The sequence below is a fragment of the Planktotalea sp. genome (assembly GCF_965659345.1).
Taxonomy (GTDB): domain Bacteria; phylum Pseudomonadota; class Alphaproteobacteria; order Rhodobacterales; family Rhodobacteraceae; genus Planktotalea.
Genome location: NZ_CBFHVK010000003.1, coordinates 186,194 through 212,217, shown reverse-complemented (window position 1 = coordinate 212,217; position 26,024 = coordinate 186,194). Strand labels below are relative to the sequence as shown.

Annotated in this window: 22 protein-coding genes and 1 pseudogene; 11 read left to right on the top strand and 12 right to left on the bottom strand. The window is 52.2% G+C overall.

Translation table 11 applies throughout. The annotated features are described in order from the left end of the window. Positions 1 to 133: 133 nt before the first annotated feature. The 4 genes from ACTG3Z_RS03565 to ACTG3Z_RS03550 form a co-directional block, all read right to left on the bottom strand. Positions 134 to 610 (bottom strand): ester cyclase, encoded by a 477-nt coding sequence (locus ACTG3Z_RS03565; RefSeq protein WP_439141267.1) that lies wholly within the window; start codon positions 608 to 610, stop codon positions 134 to 136. Positions 611 to 990: 380 nt separating this feature from the next. Continuing rightward, a complete protein-coding gene (locus ACTG3Z_RS03560; RefSeq protein ID WP_439141266.1) occupies positions 991 to 3,345 on the bottom strand; it encodes a TRAP transporter large permease in 2,355 nt (784 codons plus the stop codon). Between the two features lie 137 nt (positions 3,346 to 3,482). Continuing rightward, positions 3,483 to 4,409 carry a TRAP transporter small permease subunit gene (locus tag ACTG3Z_RS03555; RefSeq protein ID WP_439141289.1) on the bottom strand — a complete coding sequence of 309 codons (927 nt, stop codon included), beginning with the start codon at positions 4,407 to 4,409 and terminating at the stop codon, positions 3,483 to 3,485. 125 nt (positions 4,410 to 4,534) lie between these two features. Beyond that, positions 4,535 to 5,623 (bottom strand): TRAP transporter substrate-binding protein, encoded by a 1,089-nt coding sequence (locus tag ACTG3Z_RS03550; protein WP_439141265.1) that lies wholly within the window; start codon positions 5,621 to 5,623, stop codon positions 4,535 to 4,537. 265 nt (positions 5,624 to 5,888) lie between these two features. Here ACTG3Z_RS03550 and ACTG3Z_RS03545 point away from each other — a divergent pair, with 265 nt between their 5' ends. The 5 genes from ACTG3Z_RS03545 to ilvN all read left to right on the top strand — a co-directional run bounded on the left by ACTG3Z_RS03545 (position 5,889) and on the right by ilvN (position 11,221). Continuing rightward, the gene (locus tag ACTG3Z_RS03545) at positions 5,889 to 7,331 is read left to right on the top strand and encodes a cache domain-containing protein (protein WP_439141264.1); all 1,443 of its coding nucleotides are present in this window, start codon (positions 5,889 to 5,891) and stop codon (positions 7,329 to 7,331) included. Further along, positions 7,328 to 7,969: a response regulator transcription factor gene (locus ACTG3Z_RS03540; RefSeq protein ID WP_439141263.1), complete on the top strand. Its 642-nt coding sequence runs from the start codon at positions 7,328 to 7,330 to the stop codon at positions 7,967 to 7,969. Before ACTG3Z_RS03545 ends, ACTG3Z_RS03540 begins: the two co-directional genes overlap by 4 nt. Next, complete coding sequence (locus ACTG3Z_RS03535; protein ID WP_439141262.1) at positions 7,966 to 8,511, top strand: pseudouridine synthase; 546 nt, start codon at positions 7,966 to 7,968, stop codon at positions 8,509 to 8,511. The genes ACTG3Z_RS03540 and ACTG3Z_RS03535 overlap by 4 nt, the downstream gene beginning before the upstream one ends. Positions 8,512 to 8,831: 320 nt before the next feature. Then, entirely contained in the window at positions 8,832 to 10,586 is a 1,755-nt protein-coding gene (locus tag ACTG3Z_RS03530; protein WP_439141261.1) for an acetolactate synthase 3 large subunit, read from the top strand. 74 nt (positions 10,587 to 10,660) lie between these two features. After that, positions 10,661 to 11,221, top strand: a complete 561-nt coding sequence (gene ilvN / locus ACTG3Z_RS03525) for an acetolactate synthase small subunit (protein WP_375265127.1) — start codon at positions 10,661 to 10,663, stop codon at positions 11,219 to 11,221. Between the two features lie 29 nt (positions 11,222 to 11,250). Here the strand turns inward: ilvN and ACTG3Z_RS03520 are convergent, their stop codons facing one another. Continuing rightward, on the bottom strand, positions 11,251 to 11,607 hold the full coding sequence (locus ACTG3Z_RS03520) for a hypothetical protein (protein WP_439141260.1): 357 nt from the start codon (positions 11,605 to 11,607) through the stop codon (positions 11,251 to 11,253). A 218-nt stretch (positions 11,608 to 11,825) separates the two neighbouring features. Between ACTG3Z_RS03520 and ACTG3Z_RS03515 the strand changes: the two are divergent. The 4 genes and pseudogenes from ACTG3Z_RS03515 to ACTG3Z_RS03500 form a co-directional block, all read left to right on the top strand. After that, positions 11,826 to 12,011 (top strand): annotated as a pseudogene (locus ACTG3Z_RS03515) (helix-turn-helix domain-containing protein); the annotation flags it as partial. Between the two features lie 282 nt (positions 12,012 to 12,293). Further along, complete coding sequence (locus tag ACTG3Z_RS03510; protein WP_439141290.1) at positions 12,294 to 12,623, top strand: hypothetical protein; 330 nt, start codon at positions 12,294 to 12,296, stop codon at positions 12,621 to 12,623. A gap of 100 nt (positions 12,624 to 12,723) precedes the next feature. Further along, positions 12,724 to 13,884 (top strand): aromatic ring-hydroxylating oxygenase subunit alpha, encoded by a 1,161-nt coding sequence (locus tag ACTG3Z_RS03505; protein ID WP_439141259.1) that lies wholly within the window; start codon positions 12,724 to 12,726, stop codon positions 13,882 to 13,884. Beyond that, a complete protein-coding gene (locus ACTG3Z_RS03500; protein ID WP_439141257.1) occupies positions 13,881 to 14,093 on the top strand; it encodes a hypothetical protein in 213 nt (70 codons plus the stop codon). The genes ACTG3Z_RS03505 and ACTG3Z_RS03500 overlap by 4 nt, the downstream gene beginning before the upstream one ends. On the opposite strand, the gene ACTG3Z_RS03495 is transcribed toward ACTG3Z_RS03500, so the two are convergent. The 7 genes from ACTG3Z_RS03495 to dksA all read right to left on the bottom strand — a co-directional run bounded on the left by ACTG3Z_RS03495 (position 14,090) and on the right by dksA (position 23,189). Continuing rightward, entirely contained in the window at positions 14,090 to 14,872 is a 783-nt protein-coding gene (locus ACTG3Z_RS03495; protein WP_439141256.1) for a DUF2189 domain-containing protein, read from the bottom strand. The two genes, ACTG3Z_RS03500 and ACTG3Z_RS03495, sit on opposite strands and share 4 nt — an antisense overlap. 27 nt (positions 14,873 to 14,899) lie before the next feature. Beyond that, a complete protein-coding gene (locus ACTG3Z_RS03490; protein ID WP_439141254.1) occupies positions 14,900 to 16,336 on the bottom strand; it encodes an amidase in 1,437 nt (478 codons plus the stop codon). Positions 16,337 to 16,357: 21 nt separating this feature from the next. Beyond that, positions 16,358 to 17,485 (bottom strand): peptide chain release factor 2, encoded by a 1,128-nt coding sequence (gene prfB / locus ACTG3Z_RS03485; protein WP_439141253.1) that lies wholly within the window; start codon positions 17,483 to 17,485, stop codon positions 16,358 to 16,360. 72 nt (positions 17,486 to 17,557) lie between these two features. After that, a complete protein-coding gene (locus tag ACTG3Z_RS03480) occupies positions 17,558 to 20,116 on the bottom strand; it encodes a penicillin-binding protein 1A (protein WP_439141252.1) in 2,559 nt (852 codons plus the stop codon). Between the two features lie 117 nt (positions 20,117 to 20,233). Beyond that, complete coding sequence (locus ACTG3Z_RS03475) at positions 20,234 to 21,451, bottom strand: N-acetylmuramoyl-L-alanine amidase (protein WP_439141250.1); 1,218 nt, start codon at positions 21,449 to 21,451, stop codon at positions 20,234 to 20,236. A gap of 68 nt (positions 21,452 to 21,519) precedes the next feature. Then, the gene (locus tag ACTG3Z_RS03470; protein ID WP_439141249.1) at positions 21,520 to 22,695 is read right to left on the bottom strand and encodes an FAD-dependent monooxygenase; all 1,176 of its coding nucleotides are present in this window, start codon (positions 22,693 to 22,695) and stop codon (positions 21,520 to 21,522) included. Positions 22,696 to 22,766: 71 nt separating this feature from the next. Next, entirely contained in the window at positions 22,767 to 23,189 is a 423-nt protein-coding gene (gene dksA / locus ACTG3Z_RS03465; RefSeq protein ID WP_375265147.1) for an RNA polymerase-binding protein DksA, read from the bottom strand. Between the two features lie 190 nt (positions 23,190 to 23,379). Between dksA and ACTG3Z_RS03460 the strand changes: the two genes are divergently transcribed. Next, a complete protein-coding gene (locus ACTG3Z_RS03460; protein ID WP_375265117.1) occupies positions 23,380 to 24,216 on the top strand; it encodes an AAA family ATPase in 837 nt (278 codons plus the stop codon). A 435-nt stretch (positions 24,217 to 24,651) separates the two neighbouring features. Beyond that, positions 24,652 to 26,022, top strand: coding sequence for a DUF2927 domain-containing protein (locus ACTG3Z_RS03455; protein WP_439141248.1), 1,371 nt, complete (start codon positions 24,652 to 24,654; stop codon positions 26,020 to 26,022). Positions 26,023 to 26,024 lie beyond the last annotated feature (2 nt).

Below are 26,024 nucleotides of genomic sequence, written 5' to 3'. Positions count from 1 at the left end.
CTCTTTGCCGATTTTCTCTCATGCGGCAAATACCCTCTGAACGTGGTCTGGAATAATATTTCCCCGAATCGGCTGAAAATAAGGTTGCCAACTCGGGGTCGAAATATTGTCGTGTTTTGCAGCCGCGCAGTTCTTACTGGCCGGACATCTGCCGCATTGCAGTAGCCCAGTCTTCGATGTGCCACATGTTCACCAGCTTGCCGTCTTTCAATTCGTGGATGTCGATGTTCATGATGTCGAAGTTCCGGCCTTGGGGATCTACGCCCATGAATTCGCCTGCTGGCGTTGCGATTGAACGGCTTCTTACGATCACAAAGTCGCCGTCCTGATGAATGGCCTCAATGGTAAATTCAAGATCCGGCATAAACGCTACGATGCCAGCCGAGCGAGGCAACAGATCTTCACGGACTTCGTAATTGCCGGAATAATCGGCGTAGCTTTTCCAATCCTCGGACGTCGCAGCAAGGAATGCTGCGTTGCTTTCAGGACCTGGCTTGGTGAAAATATCGTAGAAGGCATGCACGGCGGCCAAGTCGTCTGCGGCGGCGCTGGTTGCAACGAGGCTGAGGCCAAGCGTAGCAGCGGTAATTGTTTTCTTAAGAGCATTCATGGTTATTTCTCCTGGTGTTTTAAGTTTGCCATCGGGCTGGTTAGCGGCTGGCACTACATCAGCTATCATCTCTCAAAAGGATATCAACAGGCACCAAATTAATGCACCATCAACTGATAGGAAAGTATGGGATTCTCAACAGATGTACAATGCGCCAGAACACAGGTTCCAAAGTTGCTGCCGAGACAAGAGCTGTGAAATGGCGCTTTGTCTGGGCACCCGCCCTTCGCCACTTCGTGCGCGACGGTCATTTCAACCGCCCAAAATCCGATAAGCGCTGTTATGTTCTACAAACTGTAACTAAGTACCCACATTCACCAACAACAAAAAAGCGAGGCCGTTAAGCCTCGCTTTTCTCAATTTCATAGATCCAATTCAGATCAATTCGGGATCAGATCCGGTACGATCGTCACGATCGCTGGGAACATCCACAGCAACGCAAGACCCGCAACTTGGATCAATACGAAAGGTGCAACACCGCGGTAGATGTGGCCTGTCGTGACTTCCTTAGGTGCAACCCCCCGCAAGTAGAACAGCGCAAAGCCGAAAGGCGGTGTCAGGAAGGACGTCTGCAAGTTCACCGCGATCATGATCGTCACCCACTTGGGATCGAACGTACCACCGTAAATCACAGGGCCAACGATGGGGATCACGATGTAGATGATCTCTAGGAAGTCGAGCACGAAACCCAGCACAAAGAGCACCAGCATCACGATCAGGAAGACCGTCAGCTCATTGTCAAAGCTGCGCAGGAACTGCTGGATATAGTGTTCTCCACCAAAGGAAATCACCACCAAATTCAACACCTGAGAGCCGATGAGAATGGTGAAGACCATGCTCGTGACTTTCGCCGTTTCGCGCACTACTGGCGGTAAGATGCCAGCGCGGTAAAGAACGTAGCACGAGAACAGCAAACCAAAGAACGCATAGAGCCATGCTGTGTAGGCAAGGAAAAATGCGACCCATGTCTCGAAGCTTGGGCTACCTTGGTTCACGCGCAGATCGAAGTTCACGCCGATCAGGATCATCAAGATCACTGCAAAGCATGAGAAGATGACGATCTTGCCTGATTTATCCTCATCACGCAGACGACGGTATGCCGCGAGCATGATCGCACCCCCTGCCCCAAGCGCCGCAGCGGGCGTCGGGTTGGTGATACCCCCAAGGATGGAACCAAGCACAGCCACGATCAAGATGAGCGGCGGGAAGACCACGCGCAGCAGCTCGTTCTTGGCCAGCATCAGCGCGGCATGGGTACAGCCGTAAATCGTGATCGCCCAGGGGATCAACATCAGTACCACAGACACACCAGCGCTTGTGGACGGGCGAATGAACAAGATGTCTACAAGAAGCCCCAGCACCACACCAATCAAACCGATATAAATCGGGCGATGGTCTGCAGAAGGACGCACGCCACGGGCTGTTGTCAGGATGAGCGCGAAGATCACTGCAAGGATCGCAATACCCGTACCAATCGGCGCGGCTGCTGCTTCCTTGTCGGCAATGGCCGTTGCCAGCTCTTCTTCTGTGAGCTTTACGCTTTCCGCGACGCCACCAGATGCTTCGATTTCCGCACTTTGGGCAATCGCAAGATCCCATGCTTCTTGACCATGCAACTCAATCATAGATGCTTGGCAATCTTCGCCAACATTCGTGCGCAGGCTCGCGCCCTGCCCGATGTCAGAATAGCTGTCGACCTGAAGGCTTTGGCTACCAACGATGTTGAGATTGCTCATCAACATCAAACCCGCGATCAAAGCGATTGGCACACCCAGGAACCAAGTGAAGCCTTCGTTGCGCGTGATAACTTCGCTGCTGCCAGTTCCCATTTCAACCGCTGGGGCTTTTGACGGGTTCACAAGCGCATAACCAAATGCATAGAGCGCATAGAGCAAGGCCAACAAAATACCTGGCAGAAGGGCCGCTTGGAAGAGGGTTCCAACAGACAGAACCGCTGGCTGGCCAAGATAGGTCAAAGCATCGGTACAGCCCGCTTCAATGGCGCGCGCTTCTTGGGCGGAGGAGTAAAGGTCACCCGCAAGGGTTCCGAGTAGGACAATCACGATGGATGGCGGAATAATCTGCCCCAAGGTGCCAGAGGCCGCGATGACCCCTGTCGCAATTTCAGGCGAGTAGTTGTTGCGCAACATTGTTGGCAGACTGAGCAAGCCCATGGTCACAACCGTCGCGCCAACAATACCAGTGGAGGCCGCAAGAAATGCACCAACCACAACAACCGATACAGCCAAACCGCCGGGCAACGGCCCAAAGACTTTGGCCATTGTGGTCAGCAAATCATTCGCAATTTTGGAGCGCTCAAGCGTGATGCCCATAAGAACAAACATCAAAACCGCGAGAAGCGTTTCGATAGACTGACCCGCCAGAACCCGCTCGTTCATACGGTTCACAATGAAAGACACGTTACGATCCAGCGCGTGCTCCCAGCCACGTGGGAAGACGCCTTCTTCGATACGAGGCAATTCGGGGTATCTGAAAATCGATATGGATTCGGGCTTGATCCCAGAATTAACCAGATCGGAATACATCACCGACCCTTTGTCGATCGCTTGGTGAATAAGCAGCCCGGCCCCATCGAGCATGGCAATGATAACAAAGGAAATCACACCGGCACCACCAATCGCGAACGCGACGGGGAAGCCAGATAGAATGCCGCCAAACAGGCAAAGCGCTACAATAATCAGGCCGACTTCAACGCCATCTAAACCGAAGAACATCGTCTACGCCTCCTTACCAGTGGTCGCATTTTCGAACCACAAAACCGGTTCCCACTTTTGCTGAAAACACTCAGCTATCCCAGTGGTCGCATTTTCGAACCGCAAAACCGGTTCCCACTTTTGCTGAAAACACTCCATCAGTGCGTCCCCTCATAAGCTTCTTCGCCCTCACCGAGCGTATCTTTGTCGAGGTACTTGCCCTCGCTTTCAGGTCCTTCTTTCCACTCCAGATAAGAGCGGTAGAAGAACGCGATGGCCTGCAAGAAGACGAGTGCTGCAAACGTCACCAGCAAAATCTTGAAGAGGAAATAGGCCGTAAACCCGTTTGGAGAGAAACCGATGGTTTCAACATTCCATTTGAGAAGTCGCGATTTGCGCATCAGCAGCTCAAGGCTGTCAGACGCAGAGACCTTTGGGGTCACAAGGTGACGCCACATGAAGTACCAACCATACATCCAAATCAGGATTGCGCCCGGCATCATAAAGATAATGCAGCCGACCATATCGATCACTTTTTTGGTGCGGTATTTCACGGCAGAATAGACAAGGTCGACGCGAACGTGACTGCCTTGGACGAAAGTATATGTCACACAAAGACAAACGACTAACGCGTTGTAAAGTTTTAGTTCTTCCGCGAACCAGCTGATGTCGAACTGAAGCGGAATGCCAAATCCGAACGATATGTCAGGGCGCGTGAAGATACGCTGCATAAAGACAATGACGATCTGTTGGATCACCATCAAAAGACCCGCCCACGCGAAGAAGCGGCCAAGCGTGTTCGCCATGCCTTCCAAGAAGCGGACAGTGCCCCACATGATCGAATTGCGCCACATGCCGACGGCCGTGAGGATCAGGAATGCTGTGAAAACAACAAAGAAGAATTCTTGCGAGCCGCCATAGTAGATGAACTTCATCATGGATTGGCTGTCTGACCAATCGAGCCAGCTGGCCGGATGCGTGACCGCATAGCCGAAGTTGTAAAATGCCATGCCAAAGCTCTGGATGAGCCAGAGCAGAAACTCGCCAATTGCAACGAGTGCTCCGCGAGACGCTTCGTCTTCCATTGCTATCCCCCCTACCGTGTCGTTCAAGGCAGCACTATTTAACATGCGCCGCTCGTTTTGATCTAAGTTGAAAGCGGGCCTTCGCGCATGTGCGAAAGCCCGCCTTCTGTCATATTGCCAAAGGCTTAGCGGTTGCCAAGAACGCGGTCACGCTGTGCGACGTAGAAGCCGTCGGACTTACCAATCCAAGAAGAGCTAGACGCCATGGACTCTTCGAAGCTTGCGCGTGTTTTCGCAAAGATTTCGTCGCCCATGTTCTCGTCCATGACTTCTGCGGACGCTTTACCGAATGCATCCCAAACGTCGTCAGAGAACTGCAGAACTTTAACGCCCTGAGACTGAAGACGTGCAAGCGCTGCACCATTGTTTGCAAGTGTCTCAGACAGCTGCAGGTGCGTTGTCGCCATACATGCGTTGGAAATGATCGCCTGATGCTGTGGTGACAGGTCGTTGTAAACGTCGAGGTTTACACCAGCCGCAAGACCGGAACCTGGCTCGTGGAAGCCCGCAGCGTAGTAGACTTTCGCAACTTCTTGGAAGCCGGCGCGCTCGTCAGCCATTGGGCCAACCCACTCAAGACCGTCCAAAGCACCAGAAGACAGCGCCTGATACAGTTCACCACCAGGGATGTTCTGAACAGATGCGCCGAGCTTACCAAGTACTTTGCCGCCAAGACCCGGCATACGGAACTTCAAACCGTTGAAATCAGCCGCGGAAGCAATTTCATTGCGGAACCAACCACCAGACTGGGAACCGGAGTTACCTGCAAGGAAGGACTTCAGGTTGAAGATCTCGCCAAGCTCGGAGTGCAGCTCATGGCCGCCACCGTGGTGGTACCAGTTTGTCAGCTCTTGTGCTGTGCCACCGAATGGAACGGCTGTGAAATATGCATATGCAGGGTGCTGACCGATGAAGTAATAGTCCGCAGAGTGATACATGTCCGCCTGGCCAGAAGACACAGCGTCAAACACTTCAAGCGCGCCAACAAGCTCGCCCGGTGCTTTCTTGTCGATGGTCAACTGACCGTCAGACATCGCGCCAACCATGTCCTGCAGGTAAGTTGCTGCGTCGTCAAGAACAGCAAAGCCACGTGGCCAAGACTGAACCATAGTCAAAACGCGCTTGCCCTGTGCGTAAGCTGGAGCAGCAAGTGTTGCCGCGGCAGTTGCCGTGCCGCCAAGTGCGGATGTTTTTAGAAAAGAACGACGATCCATTTAGAATCCTCCCAAGATTAGTGATGCGCGAAAGGGCAAGATAGATCGGCCCTCCCAGCGCGGATCGTTTCAAGTACCGGAAAGCTACTGAGCTAACTGCGAAAGCGAAATACCAAGTTATGCGTAGATTGGTCGTTTTTTCATCTTTATTGTCAATAAATGCCTTATATTTTGTGCAGTATTGAACCAAGACCGCAGCGCGCTCAAAGCCGTGTCGATTCTTTATCGCTTTGATTCGCGCCTGATTCGCCTTTAGCAGAAAGTCATGATGCGCCCTGTTTCTGATCGATTTAGCTACCAGCAAAAATTGTTCCTTTTGGGAACGGTTCCATTGATATTGGCGGTTGCTTTGATCTCACTCATCGTGGCGTATCAGTCGCGACAACTGGCGGATCGTGAAATCGCAACGCTGGAACAAACGCTGATCGACGCTAAAAAAGACGAGCTTCGCAACTACGTCACACAAGCGCGCAACGGCTTTTACTTCATCTATGGCAGCGCGCCCCCTGATGATGAGGATGCCAAACAACGGGTCAAACAAATCTTGGCCGCGATGATCTACGGCGAAGAAGGCAGTTTTTTCGTTTACGAATACGACGGCACCAATCTTGTCAGCCCCCGCGACACGCGCCTGATCAATGGCAACTGGAGCGGTCTGAAAGATAGCGAAGGCACGCCTATCGTTGATGAACTGATCCGTATCGCACGCTCTGGTGCGGGGTATCACAGCTACCTTTGGCCAAAACCCTCAACGGGCGAACCCGCACGCATGATCACTTACGTGACCAGCTTTCCAAGCTGGCAATGGGCGGTCGGGACAGGTGTGTTTATTGATGATGTTATCGCCACTGTTGCCTCGAGCCGCGCGCAGGTCGAAGCGCGCACCAGAAGTACGTTTTTATATATTGGCGGCATTACCTTAGCAGCGCTTCTTACAGTGTTTGGCTCTGGTCTTTTGCTTAATATCCGCGAACGTCGTTTGGCCGACACAAAACTTAAAGCCCTGACCCAACGTGTGTTTGATGCGCAAGAAGAAGAGCGCGGGCGCGTTGCACGCGAACTTCATGACGGGATCAGTCAAACGCTTGTGGGCATTCGCTATGCATTGGACGTCACGCGCCGCCAGCTTGGTTTGAATAAACGCGAGGTTCCCAAAACCCTCGATCAAGGGATCGAAGGGCTCGCAAGCGCCATTCAGGAAATTCGCAGCATCAGCCGTGATTTGCGTCCGGGCGTCCTGGATGATCTTGGCCTTGGCCCTGCCCTCAAGGCTTTGACAGATGATTTCACCGCGCGCACTGGGATGACTTCGGAATTCTCCACGGTCGTGTTTCGCAATCGCCTTGATGCCGATGCGAAGATCGCACTTTACCGTATCGCCCAAGAAGCACTGACAAACATCGAGCGCCATGCCGACGCGAGCCATGTTAAACTGTCTTTGCGTGGCGATAGACGCGGCGCGATCCTTACGATCTCTGACAATGGTCAAGGATTGGAAGAAGGCCGCAAACAGGCCGACACCTCCCCGCGCGGCGGGATCGGCCTTCGCAACATGCAAGAACGTATGGAACAGTTAAACGGGACGTTCACAGTGACCAGCAGCAGCAAAGGCACCACAGTGCAAGCCCGCGCGCCATTAAGCCATATGTTACCCCCCGATCCATACACCAGCAATACAGCCGTTGAACCAGAGGATGCAGCAACATGAGCACACGCGTTGCAATTATTGACGACCACCCCATGGTCGCGGAAGGCATTCGTGCCATTTTGGAGAGCTTTGACGACATTGATGTCGTTGCGACCTATTCATCCGGTCAAGAAATCATCGACAATGCCGCATCCCTCGCGCCGGATGTGATCCTGCTTGATTTGAATATGCCTGGCATGAACGGGCTGGCGGTAATGGAAATCTTGCTGGAATCCCATCCTGACATGCGCATTTTGGTGCTAAGCATGCACGACAGCCCTGAATACATCAGCACAGCATTAAGCCACGGCGCGATGGGATATGTTCTGAAAGACGTCCCAACAGAAGAAATCAAAACCGCGATTGATACGGTGATGACCGGACAGCGCTACATGTGCACTGGCGCGCGTGGCTCTCTTGTACCTGAAAGTGGTGCTGAAACACGCGAAGCCCTGACGGGGCGTGAACAAACGGTGCTATTGCAGCTTGCCAAGGGGCGCTCCAATAAAGAAGTCGCTGCAGCACTCGACATTTCTGTGCGCACAGTTGAGACGCATCGCAAGAATATCAAACGCAAACTTGGCATTTCATCGACTGCTGGCTTGACCCGTTACGCGATGGAGCATGGCGTATTGCAAGGCACAGGCGCTTTCTTGTGAGCCGGGTAATCTTGCTGAACAAACCGTTTGGCGTGCTCTCTCAATTCACGGACAAAGGGCTCGAGGGATCCAAACGCCCCACATTGTCCGCGTTCGTCGACGTCCCAAACGTGTATCCCGCAGGTCGCTTGGATCGCGATAGCGAAGGTTTGCTGGTCCTTACCGACGATGGGAAGCTACAGGCACAAATCGCAGACCCAAAATTCAAGAAACCCAAAACCTATTTGGTCATGATCGAGCGCATTCCTGATGAAGCTGCATTGCAGGCCTTGCGCGATGGCGTGACGTTGAAAGACGGCAAAACCCGCCCCGCAGCAGTCGAACGCATTGATCCACCGGAGTTGTGGGAGCGCGACCCACCCGTGCGATATCGCAAATCAGTGCCAGATTGTTGGATCAAACTTACAATATCTGAAGGACGTAACAGACAAGTACGCCGCATGACCGCTGCGGTTGGGCATCCTACTTTGCGCCTTGTGCGCTGGTCCGTTGGCGACTGGACGCTTGATGGAATCGCCAGTGGGACGTGGCGAGAGGTGTGAAAAATCAAAAACCATGCTGAAATCTTGCGTTAAATCCAAGTTGTGTCGCAAAACTCTAAATCGGCGCAATAAATGAAAAGAAAAGCTGCAATAATGGACACTTTTCCACAAAACGGCTGTTGACGCTCCTTTTTAACAGACATAGTGTCCACGCACGCAAAGAGGAGCGATCAGCAATGACCGACGTCGTCGTCATTCTAATTAGACAGCGCATGGAGCCTTAACGGCAGCCCGTGAGGGAAACCATGCGCCCCCGCCATTTGGACGGGGGCTTTTTTATGTGTAACGAATTTGAACGCCTACAAGATGGAGACAGGCGCATGGCCCAGAAAATGACCGGTGCGGAAATGGTAATCAAAGCCCTGAAAGATCAGGGCGTCGATACCGTCTTTGGATATCCAGGTGGCGCGGTCCTACCGATTTACGATGCGATCTTTCAGCAAAATGACATCCGCCATGTGCTTGCGCGCCATGAACAAGGTGCTGTGCATGCTGCCGAAGGCTATGCCCGCTCGACAGGCAAACCCGGCGTGTGTCTTGTAACGTCTGGCCCGGGTGCCACGAACGCGGTCACAGGCCTGACAGATGCTTTGATGGACAGTATCCCGCTTGTTGTTCTGACGGGTCAGGTACCGACTTTCATGATCGGCTCTGATGCTTTCCAAGAGGCTGATACAGTTGGTATCACGCGTCCCTGCACGAAACATAACTGGCTGGTGAAAGAAACGTCTGAACTTTCAAGCACCCTGCATGAGGCCTTCCATGTTGCCACAACAGGCCGTCCCGGACCTGTTCTTATCGACATTCCTAAGGATGTTCAGTTCGCAACGGACAAGTACACACCACCTGCGAAAGCAGATCTTGGGCATTACCAGCCTCAGGTCAAAGGTGATCTAGAGACGATTACAGAACTCGTTGAAGCCATCGAGAAAGCCGAGCGCCCAATCTTCTATACAGGTGGCGGTGTGATCAACTCTGGTCCGGCGGCAAGCCAACTCCTGCGTGAACTTGTTGGCGCGACCGGTTTTCCGATCACATCCACTTTGATGGGTCTTGGCTGTTATCCGGCATCTGGCGAAAATTGGTTGGGTATGCTTGGCATGCACGGTCTTTACGAGGCCAACATGGCGATGCACGGCTGTGATCTGATGATCAACATTGGTGCACGGTTTGATGACCGTATCACCGGTGTACTAGACGCGTTCAGCCCAAACAGCAAAAAAGCGCATATCGATATTGATCCATCCTCCATCAACAAGGTGATCCGTGTTGAAATGCCAATTGTTGGCGATGTGGGACATGTCCTTGAGGACCTGCTGAACGTGTGGAAAGCGCGTGGTCGCAAAACCAACTCTGCTGCGGTGAAGAAGTGGTGGGGTCAGATTGAGGAATGGCGCAAAGTTGACTGCCTGAAGTTTGAACAAACAGGCAAAATCATCAAACCGCAATACGCCCTTGAGCGTCTTGAAGCGCTTACGAAAAAGCACGATCGCTACATCACCACCGAAGTGGGTCAGCACCAGATGTGGGCTGCGCAATACCTAGGCTTTGAAGATCCGAACCGCTGGATGACATCCGGTGGCTTGGGCACGATGGGCTATGGCTTCCCCGCCTCTATCGGTGTGCAGATGGCCCACCCAGAGGCGTTAGTGATCAACGTGGCTGGAGAAGCAAGCTGGCTGATGAATATGCAAGAGCTGGGCACAGCAATGCAGTACCGCCTACCCGTTAAGCAGTTCATTCTGAACAACGAACGGCTGGGCATGGTACGTCAGTGGCAAGAGCTGCTTCACGGTGAGCGTTACTCCGAGAGCTGGTCCGATGCTCTGCCTGATTTTGTGAAATTGGCAGAAGCCTTTGGTGCAAAAGGCATTTTATGCTCTGATCCAGATACGTTGGATGACGCGATCATGGAAATGATCACACATGACGGGCCGGTTTTGTTTGATTGCTTGGTTGAAAAGCACGAGAATTGCTTCCCGATGATTCCATCGGGCAAGGCACACAACGAGATGCTTCTCGGCGAAGCGGACACGCAGGGCGTGATCGATGCCAAAGGCTCTGTGCTTGTTTAAGCGCGACTAGATTGGACAAGGGGGCGTGTCTCGCCCCTTCCTCACAAGACATTAAGACCAAAGAAGGACATCACATGTCACCTCTTAAAATCAAAAAAGGCGCGACAAGCCATTCAGCCTACAATCTGCGTCCAAACTTTTCGGATGTTCAGGAAAAGCATACCCTTGCAGTAATCGTCGACAACGAATCCGGCGTACTTGCGCGTGTGATCGGCCTCTTTGCTGGTCGCGGCTACAACATTGAGAGCTTGACCGTCGCTGAAATCGATCATTCGGGCAAACTTAGCCGGATCACAATCGTCACCACGGGAACACCGCAAGTGATCGAACAGATCAAGGCGCAACTGGGGCGTATCGTTCCTGTACATCAGGTCAATGATCTCACAGTGGAAGGCCCGTCAGTCGAACGCGAACTGGCATTGTTCAAAGTTGAAGGTACCGGCGATAAACGTGTCGAAGCGCTGCGCCTTGCCGACATTTTCCGCGCGAATGTTGTCGATAGCACGCTTGAGAGCTTTGTCTTTGAGCTGACCGGCCCCTCAGACAAAATCGATGCGTTCGCTGATCTTATGGGCCCTTTAGGTCTTAGCGAACTTGCACGCACAGGTGTCGCCGCACTTTCGCGCGGCGCATAATTCAAACAAAAAGCAGCGTTGCGTTTTGACTATGCAGCGCTGCCAACAGTGCCAAGACCTTTCGCGCGTTTGTCGCGCGCAAAACTGAGCAGGTTAGAGTTTTCCGGCTCAAGCTTTGGTGTAGCCGCTTCCTGCACCTTAACCGCAGATTCCATCAATGCTTTAATGTCGCTGCAATATTGCTGCTCAATCTTTCGCGGATTATGAGCCATGCGCAGATTGCGATGCTCTTCTAAATCGAATTGAATCAAGTCCCCTTGATCAATTCGTTGTGCACCAAGCTCAACTCTTGCGTGTTGAGACAAAAATGCAAGTTCCCCATGGTCTTCGCACCAGATAATCGCTTTGCTATCTTCGGCATCCGTCCAGATCACAACCCCAAGCATATTGCCCTCTCCTACAAACTCACCGTAAGTATGCCTGACATGAATGTCGGCGCTAGCCAAAACGCAGCATCGTAACACTGCAATTTGTAGTCACTTTTGATGTTTCTGACTCAAAAATGAGTCTGGCCTGACCGGATTTGTATAAATTTAGGTTATTTCAAGCCATTTAGCGCGCTGCGCACTTGGTAAGACGAAAGGTCGACGAACAATTGGCAAGTGTGGAAAATACAGTGCAGTCGGTCGCTATCCGAGCACAATTCGGCAAAAACCTCAGGTTGTTATGCGCGGACCATCCTTCGGTTTCAGAAGTCTGTAGGCAGCTCAATATAAACCGTGCGCAATTCAATCGCTACTTGAATGGCGAGAGTTATCCACGCCCGGATACGCTTGCAAGGATCTGCCGGTTCTTCAATACAGACGCCCGCATTCTCACGGATCCCCTTGAGTGCATAAAATCGCAGTCGCGCGATATATTAACCCACCCTGAAATCAATGCGTTTAGCGCTTTGGACAAAACGCGCGTGAGTGAGGCGGAACTGCCTAGCGGCTTTTATCGACTGTCGCGCCAAAGTTTTTTGTTCCCTGAGCGCTTCATTACCACCCTCTTATACATTTACCGAAAAGACGGTTGGACGTTTTTGAAAGGATCCGAGGCTCCGCAATCCCTCAAAGCTCAAGGTCTGTCGATGACCCCAGACGTACGCCAATTCAAAGGTCACGTTCAAAAAATTGAAGACGGGATCGTCGCGATGGTGTCACGACGCAATGCGATGACATTTACCTTTAATTTCATAAGTCCCGTCGCCTCTTTTGATCGCAACTTCTGGCAAGGCTATTCGACCCGTACTGTGAACGAAGCAGTAAACAACACACGCGTCACGCGGATTGTTTATGAATATCTAGGTACTTCGACGAAACAGATTTTTGCGACAGCGCGCGGCGCTGGGTTTTGCGAATTTGAAGATTTGCCAAGCTACCACCAGCGTTTGTTGCGCGCAGATGAGCCATTTTCCTAAAATCATCTGGTCGCAGTGAGAAAAGTTGAAGTCGCTGTTGAGCATATGAAGAAGCGCCTGCGCTTGTACACTCCCGCAACAACTTCAGGGAGGATCACACATGAGCGCTCATATTACAGACCTATCCGCCGTCCGCCGCCATGTGAGCGAAGCTCAAGGTCTTCCCAATCCCCATTACGTTGATCCAGCAGTCTTTGAAGAAGAAAAACACGCGGTACTCTTTTCATCATGGGCCGGACTTGGTGTCACCTCGGACGTGCCTGAGGCAGGTGACGCCGTTCCTATCACTTTCCTTGGCATGCCACTTTTGATCGTGCGCGACAAAAACGAAACTGTGCGTGTCTTTCAGAACATTTGCCGTCATCGCGGCATGATGCTGGTAGAAGAAGCCCGCAAAATCGAAGGTGCAATCCGATGCCCCTATCACAGTTGGTGCTATGGCACCGATGGGCGGCTTGTCAGCACACCGCATGTTGGCGGACCCGGACAAAACACTCATGAAAGTATCGATCGTAATTTGCTCGGTCTGATCGAGGTGCGCAGTCATATTTGGCGTGACGTCATCTGGATCAACATCGATGGCAAGGCACTGCCCTTTGAAGAAGAAAACGCAGAGCTCATCAAACGATGGGCTGAGTTTGACAAACCGCTGTTTCATGGCGGCGCTGACAGCAAGTTTCAGTTGAAAGTAAATTGCAATTGGAAGCTCGCAGTCGAAAACTATTGCGAGAGCTACCATTTGCCTTGGGTCCATCCTGGTTTGAACAGTTATTCACGTCTAGAGGATCACTATCACATCGAAGAGCCCGACTTGTTTTCGGGCCAAGGGACACTCGTCTATCGCCAACTCAAAGGTGCTGAGGGACAAGTGTTTGAGGATTTCCAAGGCGTCGGCGCAAAGTGGAATGAAGCGGCTGAATATATCAGCGTCTATCCAAACGTCTTGCTTGGCGTGCACCGAGATCATGCCTTTGCCATCGTTCTCATCCCAGATGCACAAGGTCAGACGACTGAAAACATCCACCTTTACTATGCGACACCAGAAACTGACGACGCAATGCGCGCGGCAAACACAGAACAATGGAAGCTTGTCTTTGAGGAAGATATTTTCGTTGTCGAGGGCATGCAAAAGGGCCGTCATGCGCAAGATTTTGATGGTGGACGCTTTTCAGCCGTGATGGATAGTCCGACACATTGTTTTCACGCTTGGGTCGCGGGCAAAATCGAAAACCACCGCGCACGGGCCCACGCAGCTGAATGAGTAGGCTTGATGCGCAGCTTCTAGCCGCTCACGAGGTCGATGACCGCCCTGCCCTTGTGCGGCTATATCAAGACGCCGCGCAGATGAGCAACGATGAGAACGCAGCCGGTTTCTACCTAACCCATGCCTACATCTTTGCATTGGAACTTGGGCACGCCGATACACCGGCTCTGCATGCGAAACTCAGAGCTATGGGGCGCGAAAGTTAGTCGGTATCCGGTATAACTCGGATCGCGCTATAGAGGTGCCAACTTGCATGTCCAAGAAGTGGTAGCGTGATCAAAATTCCTAGGAACACTGGGATCATCGACACAAACAACAGCACCGCAATGAAGACAGCCCAGCCAAACATCAGTAAGAAATTCGCCTGCACCTGTTGAAAGCTTGTGATCATTGCTGTCACAAAGTCCACTTCGCGTTCTAACATGAGTGGTAGCGCGAAAACTGTTATCATGAACAGCAACAGGCAAATGAGTGCGCCGACAGCACTGCCCACAGCCAGCATCATGATCCCTTCGGCAGAAAGCCAAGTATCCAAACTGCTATGAATATTTGTCATTTTCGAAAGCCCCAGAAACAGGGCAAAAATCATGTGACCAATAAAAAACCAGAACAAAAATATAAACACGATTATGGAACACAGTGATGGCAACTGGCGCTTGCTCTGCTGGAACACAACACCAAAGATGCTCGGCTGCGCTATCGTCATCCCACGCTCGCGTCGACGGCTCACTTCATATAAACCAGCGGCGGCAAACGGGCCTAACAATGGAAAACCGATAGCCGCCAGAACCAGCCAATACGTGGTGTGGGTTTTGACTGTGATCCAAGCCATCAACAGGCCTACCAACACATAGAACCCTGCGAAGATAAGCCCATATTCTGGGTGCTGCCTAAAGTCCTGCCAGCCTTTTGACATGGCATTCTTAAAGTCAGACATCTGAACCGGTCGAAAGGTCGGAACCCCTTCTATGGGCGAAAGCGGCATGTGCTTTCCTTCGTGCTATATAAGTCCTCAGTGTTTCGCCTGGGAGTTAAGCACATCTAAATTCGGTTTGCACAGTTTGAAATCACAAGCGTCGTGCCAACGCGCGCCAATCTTCAACAATTTCGCATCGCTATGTCGAGGTCCAAGAATTTGCATCCCCATCGGCAAGCCGCTCTCATTAAAGCCAGCGGGAATGTTAAGCGCTGGAATGCCAACAAGGCTCGCAGGCACCACAACCTCCATCCAACGATGATATGTATCCATGCCACGCCCTGCAATTTCGCTTGGGCTTGTCCAGTCTTTAGGAAAGGGCCAGACCTGTGCAGACGGTAGGATCAAAGCATCAAATTGCGCGAACAACTCGTTAAGCTTAGTCAACCATTGCGTGCGAATGTGGCTCATTTTGTGAACCTCTATCGCGCTTAGCGCCATGCCGGTTTCGATTTCCCAAATCGCATCGTCTTTGAGTAGCGCGCGCGTCTTTGGGTTCTCGTATAGCCCAAGTTTACCGCCCGCATTTGCCCATGCACGCAACTTTACCCATGACTCCCAAATCTGCTCTGCAGCGAAAGGTGGCGCAATGTGTTCGACATTCGCACCAAGCGCTTCAAAGTGACGTAGCGCGTCTTCGCAGGTTTGCAGCACGCCCGCATCCATCGCATAAGCGCCCCCCCAATCATCAAGCCAGCCAAAGCGCATCCCTTTGATATCGCCACCTAATTGAGGGCTTGCCAAAGGCTGCTCAAAACTATGTGGATGGCGCGCATCAAAGCCCGCTTGCACATCCAAGAGCATGGCGACGTCGCGCGGAGTGCGTCCCATAGGGCCCGCCACAGCGAGTTGATGCGAGAACGTATCACCAGGCATATCCAGCGGAACGAGACCGTAGGTCGGTCGTAGCCCGTAAATGTTATTCCAAGCGGCAGGGTTGCGCAGGCTGCCCATCATGTCAGAACCATCCGCAAGCGCGACCATCCCTGTGACCAACGCAGCCGCTGCCCCACCTGAAGAGCCACCCGCGGATTTACTAGGGTCAAAGGGGTTAACCGTCGTTCCATGCACAGGATTATAGGTATGTGAACCAAGCCCGAATTCTGGCGTGTTGGTCTTGCCAATAACGATCGCGCCCGCAGCCTTCATACGTGCAACGAACAAGTCATCGCTTTGCGCAATGTTGCCGTCAAAAATCGGGGACCCCATTGAGGTGTGCAAGCCTTCAGCGTTAGCGAGATCTTTGATTGCCACCGGGAGGCCGTGAAGCGGACCTTTGTTTTCGGTCTCATCGGCAGCTTTCGCATCTGCCAAGCACGCCTCATGCGCGCGTGGCGAAACAATCGCATTGACCGTCCCGTTTACCTGATCGATGCGGTCCAAAGTCGCCTGCATCACTTCAACGCTGCTTAACTCTTTCGTTTTAATCTTGTCAGCAAGATCGGCGGCGCTTTGATCCAAAATATTGCTCATTTTGCGCCCTCCCAAGCGACTTTAGTCTTCGCCTTGCGCCTCCGCACGGCTCTTGCCCGATACATTCATCGCCAAGGTGGCCCCCATAAACCCATCAAGATCACCGTCCAAAACACCCTTCGTGTCTGAGGTTTCATGATTGGTGCGGAGGTCTTTTACCATCTGATAGGGCTGCAAAACATAAGATCGAATTTGATTGCCCCACCCTGCATCACCCGCGTTTTCATGCGCTTCGTTTACAAGAGCTGAGCGCTTATCCAATTCAATTTGATAAAGACGTGATTTCAACGCTTTCATCGCGATATCACGGTTTTGGTGTTGTGACTTTTCTGACGACGTCACGACAATGCCGGTTGGCGCGTGGGTGATACGCACAGCCGAGTCGGTCGTGTTCACGTGCTGACCACCAGCTCCTGAAGAGCGATAGGTGTCGATACGGATGTCAGATGGGTTAACTTCGATCTCAATGTTGTCATCCACAACCGGATACACTTTGACCGACGTAAAGGACGTGTGCCGCTTTGCTGCGCTGTCAAAAGGCGAAATGCGCACCAAGCGATGTACGCCGCTTTCTGATTTTAACCAGCCATACGCATTATGGCCTGAAATTTTGTAAGCTGCGGATTTAATCCCTGCTTCTTCGCCGGCACTTTCGGACTGCAACTCGACTTTGTAACCACGTTTTTCGGCCCAACGCACATACATCCGCGCAAGCATTGATGCCCAGTCGCAACTTTCTGTGCCGCCTGCTCCTGAATTGATCTCAAGAAAGGTGTCGTTGCTGTCAGCTTCACCATCCAGCAATGCTTCCAGCTCTTTTTCAGCCGCTTTCGTCGCAAGTGCTTTTAGCGCGTCTTCAGCCTCTGAAACGACCTCTTCATCTTCTTCCATCTCACCGAGCTCAATCAGCTCGATGTTGTCCGATAATTCTTGGTTGATAGAGGTGTAAACGCCCATTGCATCCACAAGCGTTTGCCGCTCACGCATCAATTTCTGCGCGGCCTCTGCGTCGTTCCAAAGATCGGGATCTTCGACACGTGCATTGAATTCCTCAAGACGAAATTCAGCCGTCTCCCAATCGAGGCGCTGTTTGAGCAATTCTAAAGACTTTTCAATCTCTTCAACCGTGTTCTGAGCGTCTGCGCGCATGGGGCATCCCGTCGTTGTGTCTTACAAAAACGTGATAAACCAGCGATGTTCCACTCACAAGGGGAGTGGTGCTTAGTAAAGCCCACCCGAGCTCAAAGTTCCGAACGTCGCCCTTCGTCCGACGACAGCCTTCTTGCCCGTCGACGTTGTAACCTGACGCGCGACTTGACCATCGGGACGGATAAGCGACAGATTACTCCCCATTGCAAAACCGCCATCAAATGAAACACCGAAGATTGGCTCCTCGCCCTCGCGGAAACACTCGTTCACAACATTGTCGCCAGAGGCACCATCGGACAAACGCGCACCTGAAAAACGGTCCATATTGATGAACTGACATCCTTCAGGAACGCGGAACTTGCTCGCGCCGTATTTCTGCGTTGCCTTCTTCATAAACTGGTTGAAAACAGGTCCACACATACCGCCACCTGATGCGCCCTGCCCCAAGCTACGCGGGGTGTCATGGCCGATGTAGCAGCCTGCAACGATCCGGTTTGTAAAGCCGACGAACCAAACGTCCTTTGCATCATTTGTTGTGCCGGTTTTACCAGCCGTTGGAACGCCAAGGCTGACAGTCTTCGAAGCTGTGCCACGCTCAACAACGCCGCGCATCATAGACGTCAACTGATACGCTGTTACAGCATTCATCACACGTTCGCGGTCAGACACGATGCGCGGGCTGCGGGTTGGTGCAATCGCGGGGTCATTACAGTCGGTGCAAATCCGTTCGTCATGCTTGTAAACTGTCTTACCATAGCGGTCCTGAACCCGATCAACCAATGTGGGCTCCACCCGCTCACCACCATTCGCAAACATTGCGTAGGCCGCGACCATCTTGAACAAAGTCGTTTCCTGAGAGCCAAGCGAGTTCGCAAGAACACGCAGAAAATCACCCTCTTGGTAAACGCCGAATTTTTCGGCGTAGCTGCCCACGGTATCCATCCCCACCTCTTCCGCAAGGCGGATGGTCATCAGGTTACGCGATCGCTCGATACCCGTGCGCAAAGGTGTTGGGCCATAAAACGTCTTGGATGCGTTCTTCGGACGCCACAGACCTTGAGGGGTGTTAATCTCAATGGGTGCATCGACAACAATCGTTGCAGGGGTGTAGCCGCTATCTAGCGCAGAGGCGTAAACAAAGGGTTTAAAGCTGGAGCCCGGTTGGCGCTGCGCTTGCGTGGCACGGTTAAAGACAGAATGCTGATAAGAAAATCCGCCCTGCATCGCGATAACGCGACCGGAATTTACATCCATAGCCATGAAACCACCCTGCACTTCTGGCACTTGGCGGATCGTCCAACGGATGAAAGCACCAGTGTCATCGGCGGTCATTTGGCGCACATGCAAAACGTCCCCGACTTCTAACAGATCCCCCGCAACCCGTGCTTTGCGACCAAGTCCGCCGTCAGCCAAACGTTTGCGAGCCCATTGCACGTCTTTTGCAGGAATCCAGTGTCCATCCCCGTCTTCTTCCACACCCTCAAGTCCTACTCGGGCCTCATTGGAGCCAACCTCAAGGACCACGGCTGGATGCCACTTATTTTCAAGCGTGATATCACGCGCAATGTTCACATCGCGCAAAGCAGCGCGCCATGCTTCTTCACTGCCGAGTTGATCAGCTTCAATCTTTTTTCCAGTCCCGCGCCAAATTCCTTGCGAGCGGTCGTAGCGCTCAAGTCCACGGCGTAATGCATCAGCCGCTTCCGCCTGCATTTCAGGATCAATCGTCGCGCGAACGGTCAAACCACTTGTGAAAAACTCGCCCTCGCCAAAATCACGGCTCAATTGGCGGCGGATCTCATCTGTGAAGTAATCACGCGGCGGCAGCGCCGACTTAAAGCTTTCAAAGTCGCCATTCTGAACAGATCGAAGCGGTTGTTGTACTTCGCTTTGATAAATCGCTTCCGTAATGTAGCCGTTTTCCATCATCTCCTTAAGTACGAAATCACGGCGCTGCTTTAAACGCTCTTTGCGGCGCACCGGATGAAACTGACTTGGAGCCTTGGGCATGGATGCCAGAAACGCCGCTTCATGCGGCGCAAGTTCACCCATAGTTTTGTTGAAATATGTCTGCGAAGCCGCAGCAAAACCAAAGCTGTTTTGGCCCAGAAAAATCTCGTTCATATACAGTTCGAGAATTTCATCCTTGGTCAGTGTCTCTTCGATCCGCGTTGCGAGAATAATCTCTTTGATCTTGCGTTCTGCGCGGCGTGAGCCGTCTAACAAGAAATTTTTCATAACCTGCTGCGTGATCGTCGATGCTCCACGAACGTTTTGCCCACGCGAGACCACAGCGTCCCGCAACGCAGACGCCATACCGCGCGTGTCATAGCCTGCGTGTGTGTAGAAATTCTTGTCCTCCGCAGAAATCAAAGCGTGCTTCACCATTTCGGGAATTTCGTCAGCCGGTGCGAACAAACGACGTTCTTTGGCGAACTCGTCGATGATTTGACCTTCGCCGGAATAAATCCGTGAAATCGTCGGTGGTTTGTATTGAGCAAGGCTGTCATGGCTTGGCAGATCACGGCCATACATCCAGAAAATCGCGCCAATGGTTAACGCGACCATCATCAACCCCATGGTAACAAGGGAAAAGATTGATCCAAAGAATGATAAAATTGCTCTGAGCACGTGTCGGCCCCCGTTTTTTATATGCAGTATATACGCCGCGCGTACCAAATGGTCAAAACACAACCGAGGCAGGCGTAAGCAGCTTTTTGCGCATGGTCATGGTCTATCTTAATCACTTTATTTGCGTCTGAACTGCGCATCGGCAGCATCGTTCAAAAGCCAAGCTTGAATTCCGTTATGAATACCGACGACCATTTTCATGCGCCAAATCGGATCAGTAAGTTTGGTGAGATCGTCTTTGCTGGAAAGGAACCCAACTTCAATCAGCACTGAAGGGATATCAGGTGCTTTCAAAACAGAAAAACCCGCTGATTGGATCGGGCGTTTGTATGTATGTCCGACTTCCGTGTTGATCCCTAGGATGATCCCACGCGCGAGCGCTTCGGAGCGGGGTTTGTTTTCTAATCGTGCGAGATCCATCAAGATTGCCGCGATTTCATCGTCTTGACCACTTAGATCAACGCCTGCAAGCAGGTCAGCGCGATTATGACGTTCGGCCAAAGCGGCAGAAGCAGCGTCGCTCGCCTCTTCTGAAAGGGTATACACTGTTGCACCGTTCGCCTTGCCGCTTGCGAGTGCGTCCGCATGAAAAGAAACAAACAAATCTGCCTCGGCTGCGCGCGCGATCTTAACGCGTCGCTCAAGCGAAACGAACTCATCCCCTTGTCGCGTCAACACAACATTCACATCGCCAGAGCGCAGCAAAGCATCGCGAACCTCTTGCGCCAAAACAAACATCAGGTCTGCTTCAGTAATGCCAGCGCTCACGGCACCTGGGTCGATCCCTCCGTGACCCGGATCAAGCACGATGGTGAGAGCTTTGTCGTCACTAGAAGATACAGTTGGTGAAACGCTTGGTCGCAATTTGTCCCATACCGGATCACTTGGCGCACCAGAGCGGCGTTTAAACTCCTCTGGATCCGTGAGCTTCAGCGCAACGCTAAGAACCGCAGCACCAGAGCTTTCATCCACGCGAAGCCCCGCTTGTGACACCACCTGCGGCCTAGGCAAATCAAGCACCAAGCGTGACCAACCGGGGCGCACAGCGCCAAACCTGAGTGTTTTCGGGTTTTCGTTCAGTATCAAAGATTTGGCATCCACACCGGAGAAATCAACCTCACGAAAATCTAGCACCAAACGCGCGGGTTCTGTTAATGTGTACACACGATAAGGCACGCCTTGGCTCAGGCTTAAATCGATCTGAAATGCGCCGCCTTGGGTCGTGATCCGGCTTTCGCTCGCCTCAAGTCGCGCAAGTGCGGTGAACGACTGCGCAGAGGCAGTCGATACGGCACCTAAAAGTGCCCAAAGTATAAAGATCACCGCTCTTGTCATTGGCCTGTTTCCGGCTCATTTCCTGAGCACACTATACGCGCAGCCTGTTTGACACGGAACAGTTAATTTTAATCAAACGCAGTTGTGATATCGTACCCATAGAGCCAATCAAATTGCTTGAGCATAAGGCCCGGCGCGATACGGCTGCCAAGTCCCAACCCTATGTGGGCTGCCAAACGTATAGGACCACGTGGTAAGTGATAGCGCCAAGCATTATTGTTCGCCGCTTCAATAACTTTGCGCACGCGCGGTTGGCGCATGGTTTCATATTTCGACAACGCTGCGTTCAAATCAGGCTCTCGCTTCAAGCACATGCAAAGCGCCCAGGCATCTTCCAACGCCATGTTTGCGCCCTGCGCTAGAAAAGGAAGTGTTGGATGCGCGGCATCGCCAAGCAGCGCGCAGCCTGCTGCGTGCCAGTTATCCGCGACGGGGTGGCGAAAGAGCCCCCATAAATTTACCTCCTCCACACGCGACAGCATGCTTTGGACACTCGCAGATGCGTCTTTGAAGATAGCGCGTAGATTGTCGGGATCATCGCGTTGCGACCATCCCTCTTCACGCCACTCAGCACGTTCTTGCACCGCGACAAGGTTCACCAATTCACCGCCACGCAATGGATAGCTCACGATATGACGCCCATCTGCCATGTGCACTTGAACGTCATGTTGGCGGTTATCAACGTTGGGCACCAAAGCACGCCATGCGACTTGGCCAGTGAAAAATGGCTCAGCAGCGGTGTTCAAGGTGCCGCGCAAAACGCTGTGTAGCCCCCCTGCATCGATGACAAGATCGCTCTGCGCGCTTGTCCCATCCAAGAAATTCAGCTTTGCGGGTCTACCTGGTTCTATTGAAGTGACACTTCGATCGAGCTTGATTGTCACCCCCGCTTCATGTGCTGCATTGTGGAGTATAGAAATCAAATCGGCGCGATGGACAAAATGATATCGTTGATCACTTGGCAACTTGTTCAAATCAAGCCGCGCGACTTCATAGTCACTTTCAGCACGGCGTAAACTCACGGCTTGCCCCTGGCTGGAACGCTTGCTGAGCTTTTCTTCCAAGCCAAGCGCGCGTAAAACGCGAAGCCCATTGGGACTGACCTGTAGCCCTGCGCCCACTTCAGCGATTTGGGCCGCTTGTTCAAATACGCAAACTTGCATCCCTCTTTGCGCGAGCGCTGTGGCAACGGCGAGGCCACCAATCCCGCCCCCCACAATACTTATGCTAAGAGTGTTATCCATAGGTTACCTGTGCAAAGAAAAACGCCGAAGCGAAAGCCCCGGCGTTTCAAAATCTATTGATTTACCTGCGATCAGTCGTCGCGATGTACTTTTTCGCGGCGCTCATGACGCTCTTGCGCCTCAAGGCTCATAGTTGCGATCGGACGTGCATCAAGACGCTTGAGCGAAATCGGATCGCCCGTCACACTACAATAACCAAACTCGCCCTCGTCAATTCGGCGCAGTGCTGAATCAATCTTGGCGACCAACTTGCGCTGGCGGTCACGTGTGCGCAGTTCAAGCGAACGATCGGTTTCTTCGCTGGAGCGATCAATCGCATCTGGGATGTTGCGAGTTCCGTCTTGCAACGTCTCGATTGTGTCGCGGCTATCAGACAACAGTTCGTCGCGCCAATCCGTCAGTTTTTTGCGAAAATACTCTGTTTGACGTTCGTTCATAAACGGTTCGTCTTCAGCCGGACGATAATCATCTGGCAAAAATACTTCAGCTTTCATGTTTTCGTCCCCCTTGTTGCCATCATCCATGGGTAAAATCCTTTGAGTTCTGGCTACGGTCATTTCTGGCGTCGGTGGGCGCGATTTACCCTAAGGTAGCTGGCTTGTCACTACCGAATAAACTCACATTGCAGCGATATTTACTGCGAGATAAGGTAACGAGAACACTTGGAATAGAGAAAGAGCGCAAATGAAATTTACCGGAACGCAAGATTATGTCGCGACGGACGACCTTACAATCGCGGTGAATGCGGCTGTTACCTTAGAACGTCCGCTTTTGGTAAAAGGCGAACCCGGCACAGGTAAAACAGAACTCGCACGCCAAGTCGCATCCGGTCTTGGGTTACGAATGATCGAGTGGAACATCAAATCAACGACCAAAGCGCAGCAAGGCCTATATGAATACGATGCAGTCAGCCGCCTTCGGGACAGCCAGCTGGGCGAAGAACGTGTCCATGACGTGGCAAACTACATACGCAAGGGTAAGTTGTGGGAAGCGTTTGAAGCTGGAGAGAAAGTCGTTCTTCTGATCGACGAAATCGACAAAGCTGACATCGAATTTCCAAATGACTTACTGCAAGAACTCGATCGCATGGAATTCTACGTCTACGAGACGGGAGAAACGATCCGTGCTGAGAATCGACCAATTGTCATCATCACTTCAAACAATGAGAAAGAATTGCCGGACGCATTCTTGCGCCGTTGTTTCTTTCACTACATCCGATTTCCTGAACCTGATGTCATGCGCAAGATCGTAGAAGTGCATCACCCTGGCATCAAAGAAGCCCTGCTCACCACCGCATTAACCCAGTTTTATGATATAAGAGAACAACAAGGCCTTAAAAAGAAGCCATCTACCTCAGAAGTGCTTGATTGGCTAAAGCTTCTGTTGGCAGAAGACCTGACCCCAGAAGACTTGAAACGTGACGGTGCGAGTGCGCTTCCAAAGCTGCATGGTGCGCTGCTCAAAAACGAACAAGATGTACATCTTTTTGAACGACTCGCCTTCATGGCCCGACGCGGTTGAGAGCAGCGTAAAACGACAGTCGTTTACAATTAATGCACATCTCTATGCCTTAGGCCTGTCACTGACCCAATATCTAGGTGGCAGGCCAGCAACAAATTCCCAAACGTGAACAATCCCCTATAACACCTTGAAATTGTATCGGGTTAGTGTCCCCGAGGCAGTTCCTTAATCTTGCCATTAAGTTTTCTTAAACCCGACAGGGTGTGCTGCGAAGAAGTGCACACCTTAATGAGTGAACGGGAGTTAAACCTTGCAGGCAAGTCTTTCACAGACGTCTTGTGTTCCGCGTCCGAGCATTGCTCAGATGCGTGCGGTTGCGCGGTCCTCCCTCATTTCGGTTCATCGTTGCCCTTATGGGTCTCTTTATAATCGGGCGTTATCCCAAACGTCCCATTTCGCAGTCCTCTGCGACCGATACGGGGTTTGAAGACCTAAATGCGCCGATTTTTGCTCCCTTTTTACCTCGTTCTGTCGGGCTGCGTGCCGTCCACTCCGAGCGATATGCCCTCGCGTGCCGAAACACAGTCCGTTGCGGGCAATCTACCCGCTGTCAAAGTGTTCAGCGCCCCGCGCCCAACACCATCTTTACGCGCCAACTCAGACATCGGCCGTGATTTCCTTGAATTATCTTTTAACCTCGAGAGCGGGCGCAGCTTGCCAGTGCTCACGCGCTTTGAAGGCCCGATATCAGTGCGCGTCACGGGCAGACCGTCCGCAGGGCTCGGAAGTGATCTAAGCCGCCTTTTGCATAGACTTCGCACAGAAGCGCGCATTGATATTAAACAAAACCAGGCTGAAGATGCGAATATCACCATAGAGGCGGTCTCCCGCAAAGAGATCCGCGCAATGCTTCCCCAAGCGGCTTGCTTTGTCGCTCCGAATGTTTCCAGCCTTGCACAATATAAACTGGCACGACGCACATCCCTCGTGAATTGGACCAGCCTGAGAGAGCGCAAACGCTTATCAATCTTCTTACCGAACGATTCCAGCCCGCAAGAAGTGCGCGATTGCTTGCATGAAGAACTCGCACAAGCGCTTGGACCGTTGAACGATCTCTATCGCCTCCCCGATTCTGTCTTTAATGATGATAACGTGCACACGGTTTTGACCGGCTTTGATATGACAATCTTGCGCGCGTACTATGACCCCTCTTTGCGCAATGGCATGACCAAATCTCAGGTCGCAGAACGTATCGGTGGTATTCTAGCCCGCATCAATCCGCGCGGCGCACAATATTCACCACGCCGTTTGACACGCACACCACGCACGTGGATCAATTCGATCCAACGCGCGCTTGGACCAGGCGCAGGTCAAAACGAACGACTACGCGCAGCGCACGAAGCGATGCAAATCGCAGTCGCAATGGGGTGGAATGATCATCGCCGCGCCTTTAGCCATTACGCTATGGGTCGCCTCAATATGTCGAGCGATCTAAAGAAAGCCCGCGAGCATTTCGCAATCGCAGCGCGTCTTTATGGTCAAAACCCCTCTACCCGCTTACACGCTGCCTATACTGCATCGCAGCTTGCGTCCTTCTACATTGCCGAAGGCAATGGCAACGCGGCATTACAGCAGATCGGACCGCATTTGGATACCGCCGCGCGCTATGAGAACGCAGCATTGATGTCCACACTGATGTTGCAACGCGCAGAAGCGTTGGACCTTGCCGGAAGAACCTCAGAAGCACGTACCATTCGTATGGACAGTTTGGGTTGGGCGCGATACGGCTTTGGTCCAGACTGGGCTGTGCGGGCCAAATTGCGTGAAATTTCATCGCTTAGCCCGCTGAAAAGAGGACGCGGCTAGAA

Excerpts from the sequence above, each read along its gene's own strand:
- ACTG3Z_RS03505 (WP_439141259.1), top strand. The coding sequence starts at position 12,724 with ATGAGCGCTCATATTACAGACCTATCCGCCGTCCGCCGCCATGTGAGC.
- ACTG3Z_RS03540 (WP_439141263.1), top strand. The coding sequence starts at position 7,328 with ATGAGCACACGCGTTGCAATTATTGACGACCACCCCATGGTCGCGGAA.
- ACTG3Z_RS03560 (WP_439141266.1), bottom strand. The coding sequence starts at position 3,345 with ATGTTCTTCGGTTTAGATGGCGTTGAAGTCGGCCTGATTATTGTAGCG.
- ACTG3Z_RS03510 (WP_439141290.1), top strand. The coding sequence starts at position 12,294 with ATGACCCCAGACGTACGCCAATTCAAAGGTCACGTTCAAAAAATTGAA.
- ACTG3Z_RS03550 (WP_439141265.1), bottom strand. The coding sequence starts at position 5,623 with ATGGATCGTCGTTCTTTTCTAAAAACATCCGCACTTGGCGGCACGGCA.
- ACTG3Z_RS03530 (WP_439141261.1), top strand. The coding sequence starts at position 8,832 with ATGGCCCAGAAAATGACCGGTGCGGAAATGGTAATCAAAGCCCTGAAA.
- ACTG3Z_RS03500 (WP_439141257.1), top strand. The coding sequence starts at position 13,881 with ATGAGTAGGCTTGATGCGCAGCTTCTAGCCGCTCACGAGGTCGATGAC.
- prfB (WP_439141253.1), bottom strand. The coding sequence starts at position 17,485 with ATGCGCGCAGACGCTCAGAACACGGTTGAAGAGATTGAAAAGTCTTTA.
- ACTG3Z_RS03460 (WP_375265117.1), top strand. The coding sequence starts at position 23,380 with ATGAAATTTACCGGAACGCAAGATTATGTCGCGACGGACGACCTTACA.
- dksA (WP_375265147.1), bottom strand. The coding sequence starts at position 23,189 with ATGAAAGCTGAAGTATTTTTGCCAGATGATTATCGTCCGGCTGAAGAC.
- ACTG3Z_RS03545 (WP_439141264.1), top strand. The coding sequence starts at position 5,889 with ATGATGCGCCCTGTTTCTGATCGATTTAGCTACCAGCAAAAATTGTTC.
- ACTG3Z_RS03470 (WP_439141249.1), bottom strand. The coding sequence starts at position 22,695 with ATGGATAACACTCTTAGCATAAGTATTGTGGGGGGCGGGATTGGTGGC.
- ACTG3Z_RS03455 (WP_439141248.1), top strand. The coding sequence starts at position 24,652 with ATGCGCCGATTTTTGCTCCCTTTTTACCTCGTTCTGTCGGGCTGCGTG.
- ACTG3Z_RS03475 (WP_439141250.1), bottom strand. The coding sequence starts at position 21,451 with ATGACAAGAGCGGTGATCTTTATACTTTGGGCACTTTTAGGTGCCGTA.
- ACTG3Z_RS03490 (WP_439141254.1), bottom strand. The coding sequence starts at position 16,336 with ATGAGCAATATTTTGGATCAAAGCGCCGCCGATCTTGCTGACAAGATT.
- ACTG3Z_RS03495 (WP_439141256.1), bottom strand. The coding sequence starts at position 14,872 with ATGCCGCTTTCGCCCATAGAAGGGGTTCCGACCTTTCGACCGGTTCAG.
- ACTG3Z_RS03565 (WP_439141267.1), bottom strand. The coding sequence starts at position 610 with ATGAATGCTCTTAAGAAAACAATTACCGCTGCTACGCTTGGCCTCAGC.
- ACTG3Z_RS03555 (WP_439141289.1), bottom strand. The coding sequence starts at position 4,409 with ATGGAAGACGAAGCGTCTCGCGGAGCACTCGTTGCAATTGGCGAGTTT.
- ilvN (WP_375265127.1), top strand. The coding sequence starts at position 10,661 with ATGTCACCTCTTAAAATCAAAAAAGGCGCGACAAGCCATTCAGCCTAC.
- ACTG3Z_RS03520 (WP_439141260.1), bottom strand. The coding sequence starts at position 11,607 with ATGCTTGGGGTTGTGATCTGGACGGATGCCGAAGATAGCAAAGCGATT.